This is a genomic window from Aestuariivivens marinum (genome assembly GCF_022662175.1).
Classification (GTDB): Bacteria; Bacteroidota; Bacteroidia; order Flavobacteriales; family Flavobacteriaceae; genus Aestuariivivens; species Aestuariivivens marinum.
In genome coordinates, this window is sequence record NZ_JAKMCR010000001.1 from 1,359,565 (window position 1) to 1,375,973 (window position 16,409).

General features: G+C 32.3%; 20 protein-coding genes. 15 read left to right on the forward strand and 5 right to left on the reverse strand.

Annotation, left to right across the window (positions count from 1 at the left end):
* Nucleotides 1-15: 15 nt before the first annotated feature.
* The 3 genes from MR053_RS05840 to MR053_RS05850 all read left to right on the forward strand — a co-directional run bounded on the left by MR053_RS05840 (nt 16) and on the right by MR053_RS05850 (nt 3,583).
* Nucleotides 16-777: an outer membrane lipoprotein-sorting protein gene (locus MR053_RS05840; RefSeq protein WP_242131493.1), complete on the forward strand. Its 762-nt coding sequence runs from the start codon at nt 16-18 to the stop codon at nt 775-777.
* A 173-nt stretch (nt 778-950) separates the two neighbouring features.
* Complete coding sequence (locus MR053_RS05845) at nt 951-2,153, forward strand: hypothetical protein (RefSeq protein WP_242131494.1); 1,203 nt, start codon at nt 951-953, stop codon at nt 2,151-2,153.
* Nucleotides 2,154-2,812: 659 nt separating this feature from the next.
* Nucleotides 2,813-3,583 (forward strand): zinc-dependent peptidase, encoded by a 771-nt coding sequence (locus MR053_RS05850; RefSeq protein WP_242131495.1) that lies wholly within the window; start codon nt 2,813-2,815, stop codon nt 3,581-3,583.
* Nucleotides 3,584-3,632: 49 nt separating this feature from the next.
* Here MR053_RS05850 and MR053_RS05855 read toward each other — a convergent pair whose 3' ends face one another.
* A complete protein-coding gene (locus tag MR053_RS05855) occupies nt 3,633-4,193 on the reverse strand; it encodes a CHRD domain-containing protein (protein WP_242131496.1) in 561 nt (186 codons plus the stop codon).
* A 239-nt stretch (nt 4,194-4,432) separates the two neighbouring features.
* Between MR053_RS05855 and MR053_RS05860 the strand changes: the two genes are divergently transcribed.
* Nucleotides 4,433-4,852, forward strand: coding sequence for a CBS domain-containing protein (locus MR053_RS05860; RefSeq protein WP_223551144.1), 420 nt, complete (start codon nt 4,433-4,435; stop codon nt 4,850-4,852).
* An 82-nt stretch (nt 4,853-4,934) separates the two neighbouring features.
* A complete protein-coding gene (locus MR053_RS05865) occupies nt 4,935-5,351 on the forward strand; it encodes a CBS domain-containing protein (protein ID WP_242131497.1) in 417 nt (138 codons plus the stop codon).
* Here the strand turns inward: MR053_RS05865 and rpe are convergent.
* The 4 genes from rpe to MR053_RS05885 all read right to left on the reverse strand — a co-directional run bounded on the left by rpe (nt 5,348) and on the right by MR053_RS05885 (nt 8,590).
* Nucleotides 5,348-6,010, reverse strand: a complete 663-nt coding sequence (gene rpe / locus MR053_RS05870; protein ID WP_242131498.1) for a ribulose-phosphate 3-epimerase — start codon at nt 6,008-6,010, stop codon at nt 5,348-5,350. The genes MR053_RS05865 and rpe overlap by 4 nt on opposite strands.
* Before the next feature lie 185 nt (nt 6,011-6,195).
* Nucleotides 6,196-7,059 (reverse strand): sigma-70 family RNA polymerase sigma factor, encoded by an 864-nt coding sequence (locus MR053_RS05875; protein ID WP_027137161.1) that lies wholly within the window; start codon nt 7,057-7,059, stop codon nt 6,196-6,198.
* 92 nt (nt 7,060-7,151) lie between these two features.
* Nucleotides 7,152-7,526, reverse strand: coding sequence for a hypothetical protein (locus MR053_RS05880; RefSeq protein WP_242131499.1), 375 nt, complete (start codon nt 7,524-7,526; stop codon nt 7,152-7,154).
* Nucleotides 7,527-7,591: 65 nt separating this feature from the next.
* Entirely contained in the window at nt 7,592-8,590 is a 999-nt protein-coding gene (locus MR053_RS05885) for a hypothetical protein (RefSeq protein WP_242131500.1), read from the reverse strand.
* 165 nt (nt 8,591-8,755) lie between these two features.
* Here MR053_RS05885 and MR053_RS05890 point away from each other — a divergent pair, with 165 nt between their 5' ends.
* The 10 genes from MR053_RS05890 to MR053_RS05935 all read left to right on the forward strand — a co-directional run bounded on the left by MR053_RS05890 (nt 8,756) and on the right by MR053_RS05935 (nt 16,402).
* Entirely contained in the window at nt 8,756-8,920 is a 165-nt protein-coding gene (locus tag MR053_RS05890; RefSeq protein WP_242131501.1) for a hypothetical protein, read from the forward strand.
* A gap of 209 nt (nt 8,921-9,129) precedes the next feature.
* A complete protein-coding gene (locus MR053_RS05895) occupies nt 9,130-10,272 on the forward strand; it encodes a helix-turn-helix domain-containing protein (RefSeq protein ID WP_242131502.1) in 1,143 nt (380 codons plus the stop codon).
* A gap of 115 nt (nt 10,273-10,387) precedes the next feature.
* A complete protein-coding gene (locus MR053_RS05900; protein WP_242131503.1) occupies nt 10,388-11,074 on the forward strand; it encodes a DUF6134 family protein in 687 nt (228 codons plus the stop codon).
* A complete protein-coding gene (locus MR053_RS05905; RefSeq protein ID WP_242131504.1) occupies nt 11,071-11,748 on the forward strand; it encodes a CPBP family intramembrane glutamic endopeptidase in 678 nt (225 codons plus the stop codon). Before MR053_RS05900 ends, MR053_RS05905 begins: the two co-directional genes overlap by 4 nt.
* Nucleotides 11,745-12,698 carry an SDR family NAD(P)-dependent oxidoreductase gene (locus MR053_RS05910; protein WP_242131505.1) on the forward strand — a complete coding sequence of 318 codons (954 nt, stop codon included), beginning with the start codon at nt 11,745-11,747 and terminating at the stop codon, nt 12,696-12,698. Before MR053_RS05905 ends, MR053_RS05910 begins: the two co-directional genes overlap by 4 nt.
* 13 nt (nt 12,699-12,711) lie before the next feature.
* On the forward strand, nt 12,712-13,530 hold the full coding sequence (locus MR053_RS05915; protein ID WP_242131506.1) for an SDR family NAD(P)-dependent oxidoreductase: 819 nt from the start codon (nt 12,712-12,714) through the stop codon (nt 13,528-13,530).
* Between the two features lie 33 nt (nt 13,531-13,563).
* Nucleotides 13,564-14,361: an SDR family NAD(P)-dependent oxidoreductase gene (locus tag MR053_RS05920; protein WP_242131507.1), complete on the forward strand. Its 798-nt coding sequence runs from the start codon at nt 13,564-13,566 to the stop codon at nt 14,359-14,361.
* An 82-nt stretch (nt 14,362-14,443) separates the two neighbouring features.
* Nucleotides 14,444-15,436 (forward strand): NAD-dependent epimerase/dehydratase family protein, encoded by a 993-nt coding sequence (locus MR053_RS05925; RefSeq protein ID WP_242131508.1) that lies wholly within the window; start codon nt 14,444-14,446, stop codon nt 15,434-15,436.
* A gap of 142 nt (nt 15,437-15,578) precedes the next feature.
* Nucleotides 15,579-15,854 carry a hypothetical protein gene (locus MR053_RS05930; RefSeq protein ID WP_242131509.1) on the forward strand — a complete coding sequence of 92 codons (276 nt, stop codon included), beginning with the start codon at nt 15,579-15,581 and terminating at the stop codon, nt 15,852-15,854.
* 44 nt (nt 15,855-15,898) lie between these two features.
* A complete protein-coding gene (locus tag MR053_RS05935) occupies nt 15,899-16,402 on the forward strand; it encodes a hypothetical protein (protein WP_242131510.1) in 504 nt (167 codons plus the stop codon).
* Nucleotides 16,403-16,409 lie beyond the last annotated feature (7 nt).

The window sequence follows — 16,409 nt, forward strand, 5'->3', positions numbered from 1 at the left end:
TAAAAACAAAAGAAAATGAAGAATGTATTATTTACAGTAGTTCTATCGCTTGCCCTTTATACAGTTAGCCAAGCACAGGATAGAGGATTAGAGATCGCAAAAGCAGCTGAAAAAGCTGATCTGGGATTTAAGAGTTTAACCTCCGATTTAAAAATGGTTTTAAGGAATAAGAACGGACAGGTTAGTGAACGTGCTTTAGAGGTGAGAACCCTCGAGTTGGTTGAAGATGGTGATAAATCACTGATTGTATTTAGCAGCCCCAAGGATGTTAAGGGAACGTCTACCTTAACCTATACCCATAAGGTTGGACCGGACGATCAATGGTTGTATTTACCTTCGATTAAAAGAGTGAAACGTATTTCTTCCAATAACAAATCAGGACCTTTTGTGGGAAGTGAATTTGCTTACGAAGATTTGTCTTCACAGGAAGTTGAGAAATACACTTACAAATTTTTGAAGGAGGAAAATAACCACTTGGTGGTTGAACAATATCCAGTCGATCCAAAGTCAGGATATACCAGAAGAGTAGTGACCTATAACAAGGGTGCTGGCTACCGCATAGAAACCATAGAGTTTTATGATAGGAAAAATGCCCTATTAAAGACCTTGACTTATAGTGACTATAAGCTTTATAAGAATAAATTCTGGAGAGCAGCTAAACTGAATATGGTGAACCACCAAAGTAAAAAGGAAACACTGTTGGAATTTTTAAACTACGATTTTGATATGAACCTAACAGATGATGATTTCACCCAAAATGCTTTAAAGAGAAGTTGAAATCGTGATGTTTCGATTTTGATTTGTTGGTTGATGTTTTGATTTGGGAGCCATTATTAAAGCCTCCAATGTTTTAAAATTGGAAACAAAATTACAGCTATTAAGTAAGTTCATAACAGTTTGTAGATACATGGGGCTATAGTGAATTAATAAGATGAAACAAAAAAGGGTTAATGATGAAAAAACATATAATTTATATTTTAATAGGTTTGTTTCTAAGTTTTACACATGCTCAAGATGAAACTCCTGGGAAAAAACTCCATCATGATCTAGAGCTGGATATTGAATTAGAAAATAGATATTTTCTGGAAGCACCGGCATTCTATTCACAGACAAGATACTATCCATCGTTGGCATTAAAACCTAAATATACTATAGATTTGAATGGGGGTGGTAATAGTATTAATATTGAGGGGTTTGTAAGGGTTGATCGTGATGATGAAAGAACTCATTTTGATTTTAGGGAATTCTATTTCCATAAGGTAAAAGGGAACTGGGAGTTAAGTATTGGTTTGAAAAAAGTCTTTTGGGGTGTTACCGAGAGTAACCACTTGGTTGATGTTATCAATCAGACAGATGCCATTGAAAGTTTTGATGGTGAAGAAAAACTGGGGCAACCCATGGTACAATTTTCAATTTACACAAATTTGGGAACTTTCGATCTTTTTTATTTGCCCTATCACAGAAAAAGAACCTTGCCAGGAGCAAAAGGACGATTCAGATATCCAGTAATCATTAAAACTGATGATGTGCTTTACGAAAGTTCGGTAAAAGAATGGCATCAGGATGTTAGTTTAAGATACGGAAATAGCTTTAACAGTGTTGATTTAGGATTATCGTATTTTTATGGAACAGGACGGGAACCCCTTGTTCAGTTTAATGCCCAAGGAGTTGCGGCCTTATATCCCATTATTCATCAAGTAGGCCTTGATCTGCAAATTACCAATAATACCTTTTTATGGAAACTGGAATCTATTTATAGGTCAAGTGGGCTTCAGAAATTTTTAGCGCTTACGGCTGGATTTGAATATACCATTAGTAACATAAAAAGTTCAGGTATTGATATTGGGTTGATACTTGAGTATCTTTATGATGAAAGGGGAGATCTTGCATTTAGTGCTTTACAAAATGATCTTTTTTTTGGTTCGAGAATTGCCTTTAATGATGTGCAGGACACCTCCATTCTATTGGGAATTATAACCGATTTGGAAAAGAGTAGTAAAATTATTGGTATTGAAGCCTCAAGGAGAATGGGAAACACTATGAAACTCGAGTTAGAAGGGCGTCTATTTAATAATATAGCCGATAATGAACCTTTCTTGTCAAATTTTAAAAAGGATAGTTTTATAGGCTTGACACTAATAAAATATTTTTAGTCTATATCGCCTATTAATAGGTAAAATATTAAGAAATCATTTTGCAAGTATAACAAAATATGAAGAAAGATAGTTTCGAAAAATTAACTCTAACTATTACTAGGCAAAGACTTTTTACAGAACGAATTTCAGGGAATCAGGTATAAAAATCATTGATTGGAGTCTATTTTAAAAAATTACCAAAGCCTTGAATTTAAGAATGTATTTGCAATCTATTATTTTCTTGCTAAGAGGTGAATGAAAAGAGTAAAATATTGGCTATGACGTTTATGTTACTCTACTTGATTCTGGAACCTTCAATTATTATTGGTCGACGGAGAGTTTTTTACTCATTATTGTTTACACCTGCAAAGTATTTAACAATGATATTGCCTTAAAAAAGACCAAAACTTTTTTGAGATTGAAAATATTTAGTTTCAACAGTTTTAATAAAATAAGGTCTCAAGTCCAATCTTTCCATAATTTAAATTCTCTAGTCAGTTGGGCGTAATTGATAAACCTTGTGCTTTTTAACCAATAAATTATCTTTTTTAAAAGGATTAACGTAATTTCGAAATAGTAAAGGCGTTATTTATAAAGTGATTTTTAGTTTTCTTATAATAAAATATACACTGGGCAGTAAAATTATACTAGGTATTTTCTTTGCAGCACTAGCTTATATGTTTTTTCATTTTGCTATAAAAATGATTGAAATGGGCTATGTGCTAAAACACAGGAAACCATACTACGTGCATTTTTATTGGTTTAAAAGAAGACTTAGTAAAGACCAAAAACAAATTCTGAAAACCAAATTTAGATTTTACAATAAATTAACCGATAAAAATAAACGCTATTTTGAACATCGTGTGGCCTCCTTTATTATTGATAAAGATTTTATTGGAAGGGGTGGATTGGTTGTAAATGATGAAATAAAAGTGTTACTTGCTGCAACGGCTGTCATGCTAACCTTTGGCTTTAGGGACTTTTATATTGGTTTGATATCTAAAATTGTTGTTTATCCTACTAAGTTTTATTCTAAATCCAATAACGCCTATCACAAGGGGGAGTTTAATCCCAAACTCAAGGCTTTGGTGCTGTCTTGGGAAGATTTTGTAAAGGGGTTTGACATTGATAATGATAATTTGAATTTAGGTATCCATGAATTTACACATGCCATTCACATCAATAGTATTAAGGAACGTGATATAAGCTCTACTATTTTTAGTGATTCGTTTAAAGAGCTTTCTGAATTGCTGTCTAAAGATGAAACCCTTAGAAATACCATCACATCATCTAAATACTTTAGAAAATATGCTTATACTAACCAATTTGAATTTTTAGCGGTAGCCATAGAAAATTTTATAGAAACCCCATGCGATTTTAAGAGTGAGTTTCCACAGGTATATGCTAAAATTAAGCAGATGCTTAATTTTAATTATGCGGGGTATTAATAAAAAAAACAAGAGGTCAAAAAAGAACTTTGACCCCTTGGTACACTTTTTATAACTGACCTCTTAATTCGCCTCCTGGATATGCAACAGTATGAACATTTACATAGATTTTGCCATTTCTGATGGCCCAAATAAGGCCAGACATATTTCCTGCTAATCCTCCAATAATATCGTCGGCCATTATTACACCTTCAGCTAATATTCCATTTGAAGTACCTGAGGGTTGCCCATTTATATTGTTGTAAAGCCATACAACCGGACCTCCATTTGCTCCCGCTTCTGCCATATGAAAGTGAGACATCGTTACATTTTCAATGTTAGCAACAATAAGCTTATAATAAATCCAACTTTCGTCTTCGCTTATCCTTACTATTGCTTGACCTGTAGCATTAGTCTCTACAGGATTAGGGAATTCGTTATCTCCAGATAAATGAGTCGTAAAGTTAAATTTGACTTTGTCAGACTTTTTAGAGTTTACTGTCCTAGAGGTTAGAGCATTCTCCTGTAAGTTGCCTTCAAGGTTTAGTTGTTCGGTAGAGCATCTTGTAATGAAGAGGCAGAAAATAGCCAATAGCATGATGCGCATCAAAATTTTGGTTTGAGTTTTCATAACTTTTTTTTAAAGAATTAATTAATAATTTTTTTTACCAAGTAGAAGTAGGTAAAGAAATGGTTTGTAGTTGGTTATAACTAAATATACGAATTATTTTGTTAAAATGATTGAAAGCACTTTTAATGGCTATTAATTCCGATTAACATCATATAATCTATCAAATGTATGATTAAAGTCATAATATATTTTGCCTCGGTTTCATAATTTTAAAGTTATCAAGCATATACTATTAAACCATGATACGTAAGGCACCAATTTCAACGATAATGACCGAGCATGTTATTACGTTACGTAAGAAAGATAGCCTTGAAAAGGCAGAGAAAATTTTTAAAAAGCATAATATCAGACATATTCCCATTGTAACCAATAATGTGGTAATAGGTATGTTAAGCAAAACCGATTTGCTGCGTCTTAAGTTTTCAGATTATGGAGAAAAAGAAAATATGGATTCAGATGCATTTGTATACCATATGTTTACTATTGAGCAGATCATGCAACAAAAAATAGTTACGGTATCTTCTTCAAATTCTATAAAGGAAGTAGCTGAAATTTTTGCGACTAAAGAGTTTCATGCATTGCCAGTGGTAGATAACAATAAGTTGGTAGGTATTGTTACTACTACTGATATTATTAAATATCTTTTAAGTCAGTTTTAAGTTTTAATGATTACTGATAATTATCATAAATGGTTTTGTCTTAATGATGTAATTTTAATTGTAATTTAAAAATGGATGAACTATGAAAGCATTGACTCCAGTTTCAGAAATAATGACAAAAAATCTTATTGCTTTAAATACAAACGATGACTTGACCAGAGCCGAAGCCTTATTCAAAAGGCATCATATTAGGCATATTCCTGTGGTGAAGGAAGAATCCATAATAGGTATGTTAAGTTACACCGATTTGTTAAAAATTAGTTTTGCTGATGCTACTGATGATGACCGAGATATAGATACTGTAGTTTACAATATGTTTAGTATAGAACAGGTTATGACAAAAAATTTGGTCACGGTAAGTAGTAGTACAACCATTAAAAAAGTAGCTAAAATATTAGCAGAAAAGGAATTTCATGCTTTACCTGTTGTAGACGATTCAATTCTGGTAGGCATCGTAACCACAACCGATTTGATTAAATATATGCTAAAACAGTTTTAAGCGTTGGCAATTTTCTTTAAATCACTAATGGTTTCCAATGGATTACTGCTTTTAAATACATAGCTACCAGCAACCAAAACATCGGCACCTGTATCGACTAACTTTTTTGCGTTTTTGTTAGTTACACCGCCATCAATTTCAATGCGTGTTTTTGCGTTTTTACGAAGAATAAGTGCTTTTAGTTGAGCTATCTTATTATAAGTGTTCTCAATAAAGCTTTGTCCACCAAAACCAGGGTTAACACTCATTAAGCAAACTAGGTCTATATCGTTAATGGTATCTTCCAAAACATTAACATTAGTATGGGGGTTAAGGGCAACACCAGCTTCCATGCCTTTGGCTTTTATGGCTTGTAACGTTCTATGTAAATGGGTGCATGCTTCATAATGAACCGTTAAAACATTGCTGCCTAGATTAGCAAAGGTTTTTATATAACGGTCCGGATCTACAATCATTAAATGTACATCAATGGTTTTTTTTGCATGCTTGGCAATGGCTTGTAAAACAGGCATGCCAAAAGAAATATTGGGAACAAAAACACCATCCATAATATCGATATGAAACCAATCTGCATCACTTTGGTTTACCATTTCAATATCACGTTGTAGATTAGCAAAATCGGCTGCTAAAATAGAGGGGGCAATTAACTTAGAACTCATTGGAGGTAGTGATTTTATATGTTTGTGCAAATATAGAAAACTCTTTTTTGAAGTCTCTCTCCTTTGGGTAGAGATTTCGAGTTAAAAATAAACCCCCGGTAATCAGCCGGGGGTCCTTTCATCAATCAAAAAACGAACAGTTATGTGAAACTGTTTGTAGCCGTAATTTAGGGGTAATTACATAATTATCCTAAATAAGTTTTTAAAATTTTACTGCGCGAGGTGTGTTTTAAGCGGCGAATGGCTTTTTCCTTTATTTGTCTCACACGTTCCCGAGTTAAATCGAAAGTTTCTCCAATTTCTTCTAAGGTCATAGGGTGTTGGTTGCCTAAGCCAAAATATAAACGAATAACATCTGCTTCACGAGGTGTTAAGGTTTCTAAAGCACGTTCAATTTCTGTGCGCAAAGACTCGTGTAATAATTCTTTATCTGGGTTTGGAGATTCTCCACTATTTAATACATCATATAAGTTAGAATCTTCACCTTCAACCAATGGCGCGTCCATACTTACATGGCGACCAGAGTTTTTCATGGATTCCTTAACATCGTTAATGGTCATGTCCAACTCTTTTGCAATCTCTTCTGCACTTGGAGGGCGCTCATGGCTTTGCTCTAAAAAGGCAAAAGTCTTATTAATCTTATTAATAGATCCAATTTTATTAAGCGGTAAACGTACAATACGGGATTGCTCGGCCAAAGCCTGAAGAATCGATTGACGTATCCACCAAACCGCATAGGAGATAAATTTAAAACCACGAGTTTCATCAAAACGTTGGGCAGCTTTAATTAAACCCAAATTACCTTCATTTATCAAATCGGGAAGGGTTAAGCCTTGATTTTGATATTGTTTGGCTACAGAAACCACGAAACGTAGGTTAGCCTTGGTTAACTTTTCTAAAGCGACTTGGTCACCAGCTTTAATACGTTGTGCCAATTCTACCTCTTCATCAGCAGTAATTAAATCTACTTTGCCAATTTCTTGCAAATATTTGTCTAACGAAGCAGTTTCCCTGTTTGTAACCTGCTTCGTAATTTTAAGTTGTCTCATGTAATGCTATCGATATTTTATAGGGATTGCAATTCTTTTCTAGTAGTTATACGTAAGAATAACAGTAAATGTTACAAAAGATTAAAATTATTTTAAATCTTGATTAAGTTTTTGTCGTTTAGATTAATGGCATCCAGCATTTCATGGGTGAACTTGTAGTGTCCCCTAGTGGTGATTAATTTAAATCTATAAGATTTTAAATTGCTGAGTGTATTTAAGAATAGCCATTTAGATTTTAAGAGCTTCGGCTTTTCCGATTTTAAGCTCACGTCAAACAGGTGTTTTCTTCCCTCTTTGGTAGCTACAATATCAGGGGTGACGGCAATATCACTTCCTTTTTTTAAATACGATTTAGGTGTTTCGTAACCTTCAAGATCTGCTTTAATATTTTCAAAACCCTTGTTTTCTAGATAGGTTATTGAGTCTTCTAAAATGTTTGAATATTTTTCTTTATCTGTATAAACCATAACCTATAATATAATGAAAAAATGCAGAAAGTCAAGTTTTTAACAAGGTTTAACAAATGTGATTATTAAAGGTAAGTCATTTTATCATCCATTTTAATGCGTTCTTTGGCAATGGAAATTTTTTGGTGTACTTTTTTAAAGAACAATGTACGGTCTCTTTCTCCAGCAGTAGCTAATAGTTTCGAGTTAGACATTTGTTTTTGCAGGAACTCATACATCATCTCACAAGTTTCTTTGTGTTCAACTTTGAAATAACTTAATACTGTAAAAGGAGAAAAGAATAATTTTCCAAAAGGTGTGACTACCATTATTGTATTTGTGAGCATATGTAAATCGCATTTGTATAGCATAAAAGAATTCTGGTCGTTTTTATCGCCAATACTCTGATCTATAGTTTGCTTTTCTATATGGTTTATAACTTCATGTATGTCATCACAAATACGAAGTGCCAAATCTTTTGAAACCAAGCCAGCTTCAAAATAATACAATACTTGCTGTAATGAGCCATTAATGGTGTTGTCACTCCATAACTCAGTTATGTTGGTGTGTCTATATATTTCACCAAGCTCAAAAGCGGTTTTTAAAAGTGAATCCGGTATAGATTCCATCCAATCATCAAAGGAAATCTTGCTTTTGGCCATTTCGGTATTTAAATCCTTTAACCAAACATACATTTTATACCTAGTTAAAAGGGAATCAGTTAATGTATGGAATAAAGGGATGTCTTTACAGGAATATATGAATTCAGCATTTTTAATTTTTTTAAGCTGAATAACATGGCCCATAGATTGCTTAAGCCAAATTTCCAATCCCTGAAGGTTTTGAATAGGGGGAGACAGTTCTGCAACAATCTCATTTGAGCTTCCAACCTCAAAAAGCTTGTTTAAGGAAACCTTATAATGCCTGGCCAGTTTTACGGCTTCTTCAAGAGTGATGCTGGTTTTTAGGTTGATACGCCTGTAAGCGGCATCATAACCGATGTCTAGTATACCGGCTATTTCATCAACAAAAGACGTATTGTCCTGTGTTTTTTCCTTTAAATATTTAATAAATTGTTCTTGCATTTTTTAAAAATTGCAAGTAGATTAAAAGTAGATTTTGTGAAATTTAAGAAAAAAAAGTGATTTTTTGTGCAAATTATGTTAACGGTTTGCGGTAATTATAAATTAATTTTACCATGTAACTTTTTAAGAGTTGTATAATCAAAGTTTGAATTAAAATAGTTAGTCATGAAAACCAAAACCTCACCTGCATCAAAAAATTTCACGAATCGATTAATAAGCATATTAGATTATTATTTATATCATATTGTTATTAATAAAGATTACAAAAAAACTCTTGCTAACGATTGTGTTCACAATCTTATTCATGAAAACCATTTAACTGCTGCATAAATCTTTGCTTAATTACATTTATGACTTTGTTTTGTTAGTGTTTTTTGGTTTAATTAATTGAAACATTAGCCGTTAAATGTGTCGTTTATACCTCCTCTTTTATTAATAAATTTCTTTCTTTTTTAGTGCTCTATGTTGATTTTAGTGGTTTTTTGTTTAAATTTAAGATTTAAAAACCACTAAAAATTATTACATAGATAGCTAATACTATGGATTTTATATCTATTGTTAATTTTTTACTTATTGCTGGAGTTGTTCAAGGGTTTGTTTTTAACCTGGTGACTTTTTTTGTAAAAAAGAAGTTTGATAAGGTTATTGTGTTTCTTAATCTAATTGTTTTTTTTATTTCTCTTAATAACCTCCAACGTTGGCTCATAGCTAATGGATATTCTTCAGATGTATTTCTTGTTAAACAATTGCTTATACCATGGTACTTGTTTATTTTGCCCATGTTTTATGCTTTTGTTGTTTATTTTTTGAAAATAGAGCACAAGGTAAATAATTACATAAAGACTTCTATTTTAATTTTTGGCATTGAGCTTATCATTAGACTTTGTTTAATTTCTTATGTTTATTATGAGGTCCCTAATCAAGATGATACATTAATCTACAACTATACAAAGGTTGAAGACATTTTTAATCTGCTTTACACTATCTTTCTGTTTATAAATTCAATTATAATAATTTTTAGACGCCATCATTTAATAGCATATATTTTATCGTATGATGATTTAAATTGGTTGAAATGGTTTATTAGATTTGGTGTGATTGTTATAGGGTTTTGGGCAGTAGCATTATCAATTAAAGTGAGTACCGGGAGTGAATATGCCTATAAATTTTTAAACTTAAGCTCTTCAATATTATTGTATTGGATAGGGTATCAAGGGATGTATAAATACAATGTTCTAAAAGACCGTATTGTATTAAGGAGTTCTATTGAAACAGATAAAGTAATGATTAAGCCCCAATCAACTGTAAATGGCTCAAGTGATGAAGATGACTTTTTTAATGAGAAACACAGCAAAGATTTTAATAGAATCCAAGACCATATTATAAAAAATAAGCTGTATTTGAATCCGCTATTGGGTATGGAGTCTTTGGCCTTAGATTTGGGTATGAGCAAGAGCTATTTTTCAAGACTTGTTAACTCTTACAGTGATTTCAATTTTTCAGATTATATAAATTCGTTACGTGTAGCCCAAGCTAAAAAGTTTTTGGCTAACGATGAGTTTAGTGAATATACCATCGTAGCCATAGGTTTGGAGTGTGGTTTCAATTCAAAGTCTACCTTTTATTCTGCATTTAAAAAATTTACCTCACAAACGCCTAGCAGTTATAGAGATCAGTTTTAGTGTTCGCCGTCCGAGATTATCGTTGGACATCCTAATTTCTCCCTCTTGGACTATCTTGGATAGTAATACGATTTAGAGACAATAATTTTACAACAGTAACTTAAAAACTGTTGTCATGATACCGGCGTTAATTTTATATCTCATCAGAAAGTATAAAGGAACATTAAAGATTTTTTTTAAGAGTCTAATGTCCAAAAATATAGTCTTTAAACTCTTAATTGTATTAGGGCTTATTTTATTAACCTCGTCTTTTACAATACCTAGTGAAAATAAAAGTTTAAGCTATAATGTCATTAAGAACAAAAAGGTTATAGGGGTTATACATATTGATAAAAGTATATCCCAAAATGAAATAGTTTATACACTTTCCAGTGACATTAAAGCCAAATTTTTAGCAAAGTTTAATGTTGTTGGAAAAGAAAAAGCCATTTATAAAAAGGGGGTATTAGTTTATTCATCAGTTTATAGAACACTTAACAACAAGGTAAAGGTTAACCATAGTGTCGAACTTCAGGGCAATACATATCATATAGCAACTTCAGATGAAATTAAGCCAATGTCATGTGAGAACATTAAGCATAATTTGGTCACATTTTATTTTGAAGAACCTAAGGATATCAGTTTTGTTTTTTGCGATAACCAGAAAGAGATGGTACCTGTTATAGCTGTTTCCGATGGGGTATATAAGGTAGAGATCTCAAAAGGGAAATATAATGTATTTCATTACAAAAAAGGGAAGTGCATTAAGGTAGAAGCGGTTAGTAAGCTATTTAGTGTCACTTTAATACCTATTGCATCATGAAAGCATTAACTACAGAATGGGTATTAATAGTCATTTGTTTTGTCACATATTTTGTGATAAGCATGGTTTACAAAAGGTTGGGAGTGCACAACCTTAAAAACGCCCTAACGACAGCCAACGGGTTAAGGTTTTTAAACTTAAAATACTTATTGGGAATTGTATTGTTTGGCATGTTGTCCTATACCATGATACCAGAATTAAACTATTTGGTAGATACAATTCAAGTACCTAGAATACCTCTGCTTTTGATTTTTGTCCTTACGGTCATGCTATCTGCTTATATCTCTTATTTAAGCATTAGTAAACAGCGTGAAGAAGACCTGGTAGACTGTGCTGATTGTGGTTTTGCCCATGCTTGGCTCTACTTTATAATACGGTTTACATTTTTATTAGGGTATGAGTTCTTTTTTAGAGGGGTTTTGCTATTCAAGTTTTTAGAGTTTACTACGTTACCAATGGCCATATTGTATGCAACTATTCTGTATGTGGTGATCCATAGCTTCGATTCTAAAAAGGAAATTTTAGGGGCTATTCCGTTTGGGGTTGTGCTATGTCTTTTTGCTTACTATACAAATAGTGTTTGGTATCCCTTCTTGATTCATCTAGGCCTGTCGGCTGTATATGAATGCTATTTATTTTATCATTTAACCTTAAAAAATAATATTTTATCATGAAAATTTTAGTAACAGGAGCTACAGGATATATAGGCTATCAATTAGCCAAAAAGTTAGCAGAAAACGGATACAGGGTAATTGCATTAGTAAGAGATATCAACTCTCCTAAAATTCCTGAGCATGAAAACATTATGCCTGTTAATGGAGATATATGCGATTATAAGTCTGTTGTGGATGCTATTGAAGGATGTGATTATGTATTTCATACCGCAGCATTCACCAACCTAAAATGTAAAAAGATAGATAATTTTTACAATACCAATGTTTTAGGAACCAAAAATATATTAGAAGCATCATTAAAAGCCGATGTTAAAAAGGTCATTTATACAAGTACCTTATCGGTTTATGGGACTTCCTATAAAAATGTTCCAATACAAGAGAGCCAACCTAGATTGGTTTCGTATGCCAATGATTATGAATTGACCAAAACTATGGCAGAAGAGTTGGTGGAAACTTATACTAAAAAAGGACTTTCAACTGCTATTTTAAATGTATCTAGAGTATATGGACCTGGATTAGATACATTCTCCAATGGGGTTAATAGGCTAATCTTGAAAATGATAAAAAGCCAATTGTTAATAGTACCTTCCAAATTAAATATTTCTGCCAACTATGTTTTTATAGACGATGTGGTGAATGCCCATATTGAAACTATGAGAAGTGAAAAGCGATATGTTAAACTTATAATTGGCGGAGAGAACGCTAGCTATGAAAAACTATTATATATAATTAAAGAAGTGACTAGAAGTAAAGTTAGAATTATTAAGGTTGATGGCTTGTTGTTAAAAGGACTTTTCTCCATTCTTAATGTTTTAACTGAGTCGACTCTAAATTCTAAAGCGTTTAATACATTGTTCGATAATAGAATAGCCTCATCTAAAAAGGCTGAATTGGAATTAAATTACAGGTATACACCACTTGAATTAGGTTTATTGCAGACAATAGCCTAACAAAAATATAATTATGAACACATCAAACTTTAAGGATAAGGTAGTTATAATAACAGGTTCCAGTCAGGGAATTGGTAAAGTTACGGCAATAGATTTGGCAAGACAAGGAGCAATTATAGTGTTGAATGGTCGGAACATTGAAAAACTTATTCAAGTAAAAAATGAAATCAAGGTTTTAGGAGCAAATGCTGTTTTTTATTGTGGAGATATATCCAAACAATCTGAAGCAAAAGGATTAATAGATTATACATTGAAGACCTTTGGAAAGATAGATATTCTAATAAATAATGCTGGAGTTTCGATGCGAGGCAATTTTTCAGATATTAACCCAGTAGTCTTTAAAAAGGTTTTCGCTATTAATGTTATGGCGGCTGTTAATACTTCACTTTATGCTATAGGACCAATAAAAAAAACTTGTGGGAGTATCATATTTATTTCAAGTGTGGCAGGGATAAGAGGCTTGCCTAGTAATTCTGCTTATAGTTCATCAAAAATGGCTTTAAGAGCTATAGCAGAATCAATTAGGATTGAAGAGGCAAACTCTAATATACATGTAGGTTTAATTTATGTTGGCATAACCGAAATAGAAAAGGGTAAAACTACTATTTCAAAAAACGGAACCCTTATAAAGTTAGCAGATAGATCTAGATATAATGTTTTATCAATGCACCAAGTAGCCAAAGCTATAATTAATAATATAAAAAAGAGAAAATTTACTACCACATTATCCTTTTTGGGAAAACTAAATTTAATGCTTCAAAAGATATCTCCAATTCTAGTGGAACGCATTTTAATATGGACTAATAAAAGATATCTATCACGATATCTGTAATATAATTAAAAGGTTTAAACTAATATATGTATCATGAAATCTTATGTTTTAATAACAGGTGCAAGTCAAGGTTTTGGAAAGGCCTTGGCATTAGAATTTGCCAGTAGAAAAATGAATTTAATATTATTGGCTTTACCAGATTCCGGATTGCCACAACTATCCAATTTTATTAAACTGAACATGAATGTAGATGTCCGTTATTTGGAATTGGACTTGAGCCTTGTTGAAAATTGTTATGCCGTTAAAAATTATATTCGGGATAATAATCTTCAAATACAATATTTGGTTAACAATGCAGGTGTGCTCAGTAGAGGTTTTTTTGATGCCTTGGAAGACGATTTTGTTTTAAAACAAATAGCGGTAAACATAACAGCTCCAACACTACTTATTAAGTTGTTGTTGCCTAATATAAAAACTATTGATAATGCGGCCATTTTAAATATAAGTAGTATGGCCAGTTTTTTTGCTTTACCTAAAAAACAGGTGTATGGCGCTACAAAAGCGTATTTAACCTCGTTTTCAAAAAGTTTGGCAAAAGAACTTAAAAGAGATAATATTTCTGTTACTACAATTTGCCCTGGGGGATTAAATACAACTACAAGGCTGTGCTATCAAAACCGAATTTTAAGCTGGATACCTCGTAAGTCAGTATTAAACCCAGAAGATGCTGCAAAAGTAGCTGTCAATGCCATGTTAAAGAGAAAACCATTGGTTGTTCCAGGGTTTATTAATAAGCTTCTATTAGCTTTGGATAAACTGTTGCCAGAGTTTGTGAAAGATAAATTATCAAATAGAGAGATCAATAAATTTCCTGAAACCAATGTAATTTGAAGTTATGTTAGCTGTTATGAATAGAATTTTGGTTTGTGTCAGTATTATTTAAAGGTCAGTTATAGATTAAATGAAAGTTCAAATGGAATCTAGATCAAAAATTTTAGTAACTGGTGCCAATGGTTTGCTAGGGATGAACACTGTTTTGGAATTATTAAACCAAGGGTTTTTAGTTAAGGCATTTGTAAGAGACCCTAAAAATTGTTTACGTATTAATCATGATAATTTGGAATATTTTGTTGGAGATATTACTACTGTTGAAAATTTAGAAAAAGCCATGATAGAATCCCAATTTGTAATACATATAGCAGCATTGGTAGATCCAAAGCTTGTTGATTATAAGGTATTCCATAGGGTGAATGTACAAGCAACAAAATACGTAGTTGAAGCGGCTATAAAGTGCAAGGTTAAAAAGCTAATTTATGTTAGTACGTCGAACGTGTTTGGATATGGGTCTATAGACGACTTAGGAAATGAGCTAAAACCAATGATGGCACCTTTTAATAAAATGCACTATGCCATTTCTAAGTTTCATGCACAACAGTATGTTTTGTCAAAATCAGATGTGTTAGACGTAACTGTTGTCAATCCTACTTTTATGATTGGTGCTTATGACAGTAAACCAAGTTCTGGCAGAATAATACAAAATTGTTTGTATAATAGATTGGTTTTATGCCCGTCTGGAGGAAAAAATTTTATTTGTGTTAAGGATGTTTCGATAGGGATAGTTAATGCAATGCAATTTGGTTTGACTGGAGAATGTTATGTTCTGGCAAATGAAAACTTAAGCTTTTATGAGTTTTATAAAAAAGTGAGGAGCCATGTAAAAACCTCCTTTCGTATTGTCAAACTGCCAAATTGGTTGTTACATGCTATAGGATATGTAGGTAGTTTGATTAGATTGCTTAGGATTAAAACTTCGATTTCTATAGAAAATGTTAGAACCCTAAGTGTCAATAATTATTATTCTAATGATAAAGCAAGAGCAGAATTATTTATGAAGTTTACCCCTATAGATGAGGGTATTCATGATGCAGTTGTATGGTTTGAAAGGAAAAATAAAGTGGACAAATAGATTAAAAAGATGCTTTTTATTAAGAATCAAGTCCGAGATTATCGTTGGACATCCTAATTCCTCCATACTATAAGTTATCGGACATAAGAACCGTTTTTTGAGATGATATTTGGGGTGTTAATCCATTTTAAATATCTGAATTATGAAAACTTCAAAAAACAATAAGTCACCACTAATTCTTTTCTGGTTCGTGCCAAGTATTTCACAAATTAAAGTTTATAAGGACAATTGCAATTTGCTCCAAAAAGCAAGCTCTAATTTAAACCCTGTTCAAGTTGTAAAAACCAATAACGAGACTTTAACTTTTAAAAAAATAGTATTGGAGTCAGAACGGTTTTATGGATTAAAAAAAATAAAAGGCGAAATCAAAAAAATGATATTAAATGTTGATGCCATTAAAACGGTTGTTTTGCTTTAAGACAAAAAATAAGAATAATATGTAATTTTTAAATAGTATGTGATATGAAAACAAGTAAGCAGTTATTAAAAGTGTTGTGCATTGGGTTTATGCTAGTCTTTAGTGCTGGTGTTTTTGCCCAAAAGCCTTCTAATTCTAAATCTGTTTTTTTACGTGTCTATAATTTGGAGGGCAAGAAAATCAGCAAAGGAAAACTAATTTTTGTAAATGATTCTACTTTGACTTTAAATCGTAATGGCAAAAAGATTGACATTAATTTCAATACTATAGGTAAGATAAAAACCAAACACTCTGGAGGTCATAATGTCTTGGTTGGGGCTTTGGCGGGTGGAACTTTAGGGGCTATTATTGGTATAAGCACAGCCGACCCAGATGCATGGATTTATAGCTATAGCAAAAGTGAAGGAGCCTATGCCGGAGGGCTATTAGGTGCGGCAGGAGGAGCTGCAATAGGAGGTGTTACAGCTGGATTTAAAGAATCTGAAACCTATATAATCAATGGAGATATTGTTAAATGGAAGATTTTTAAGGAACAGATAGTGAAATAGTGATATA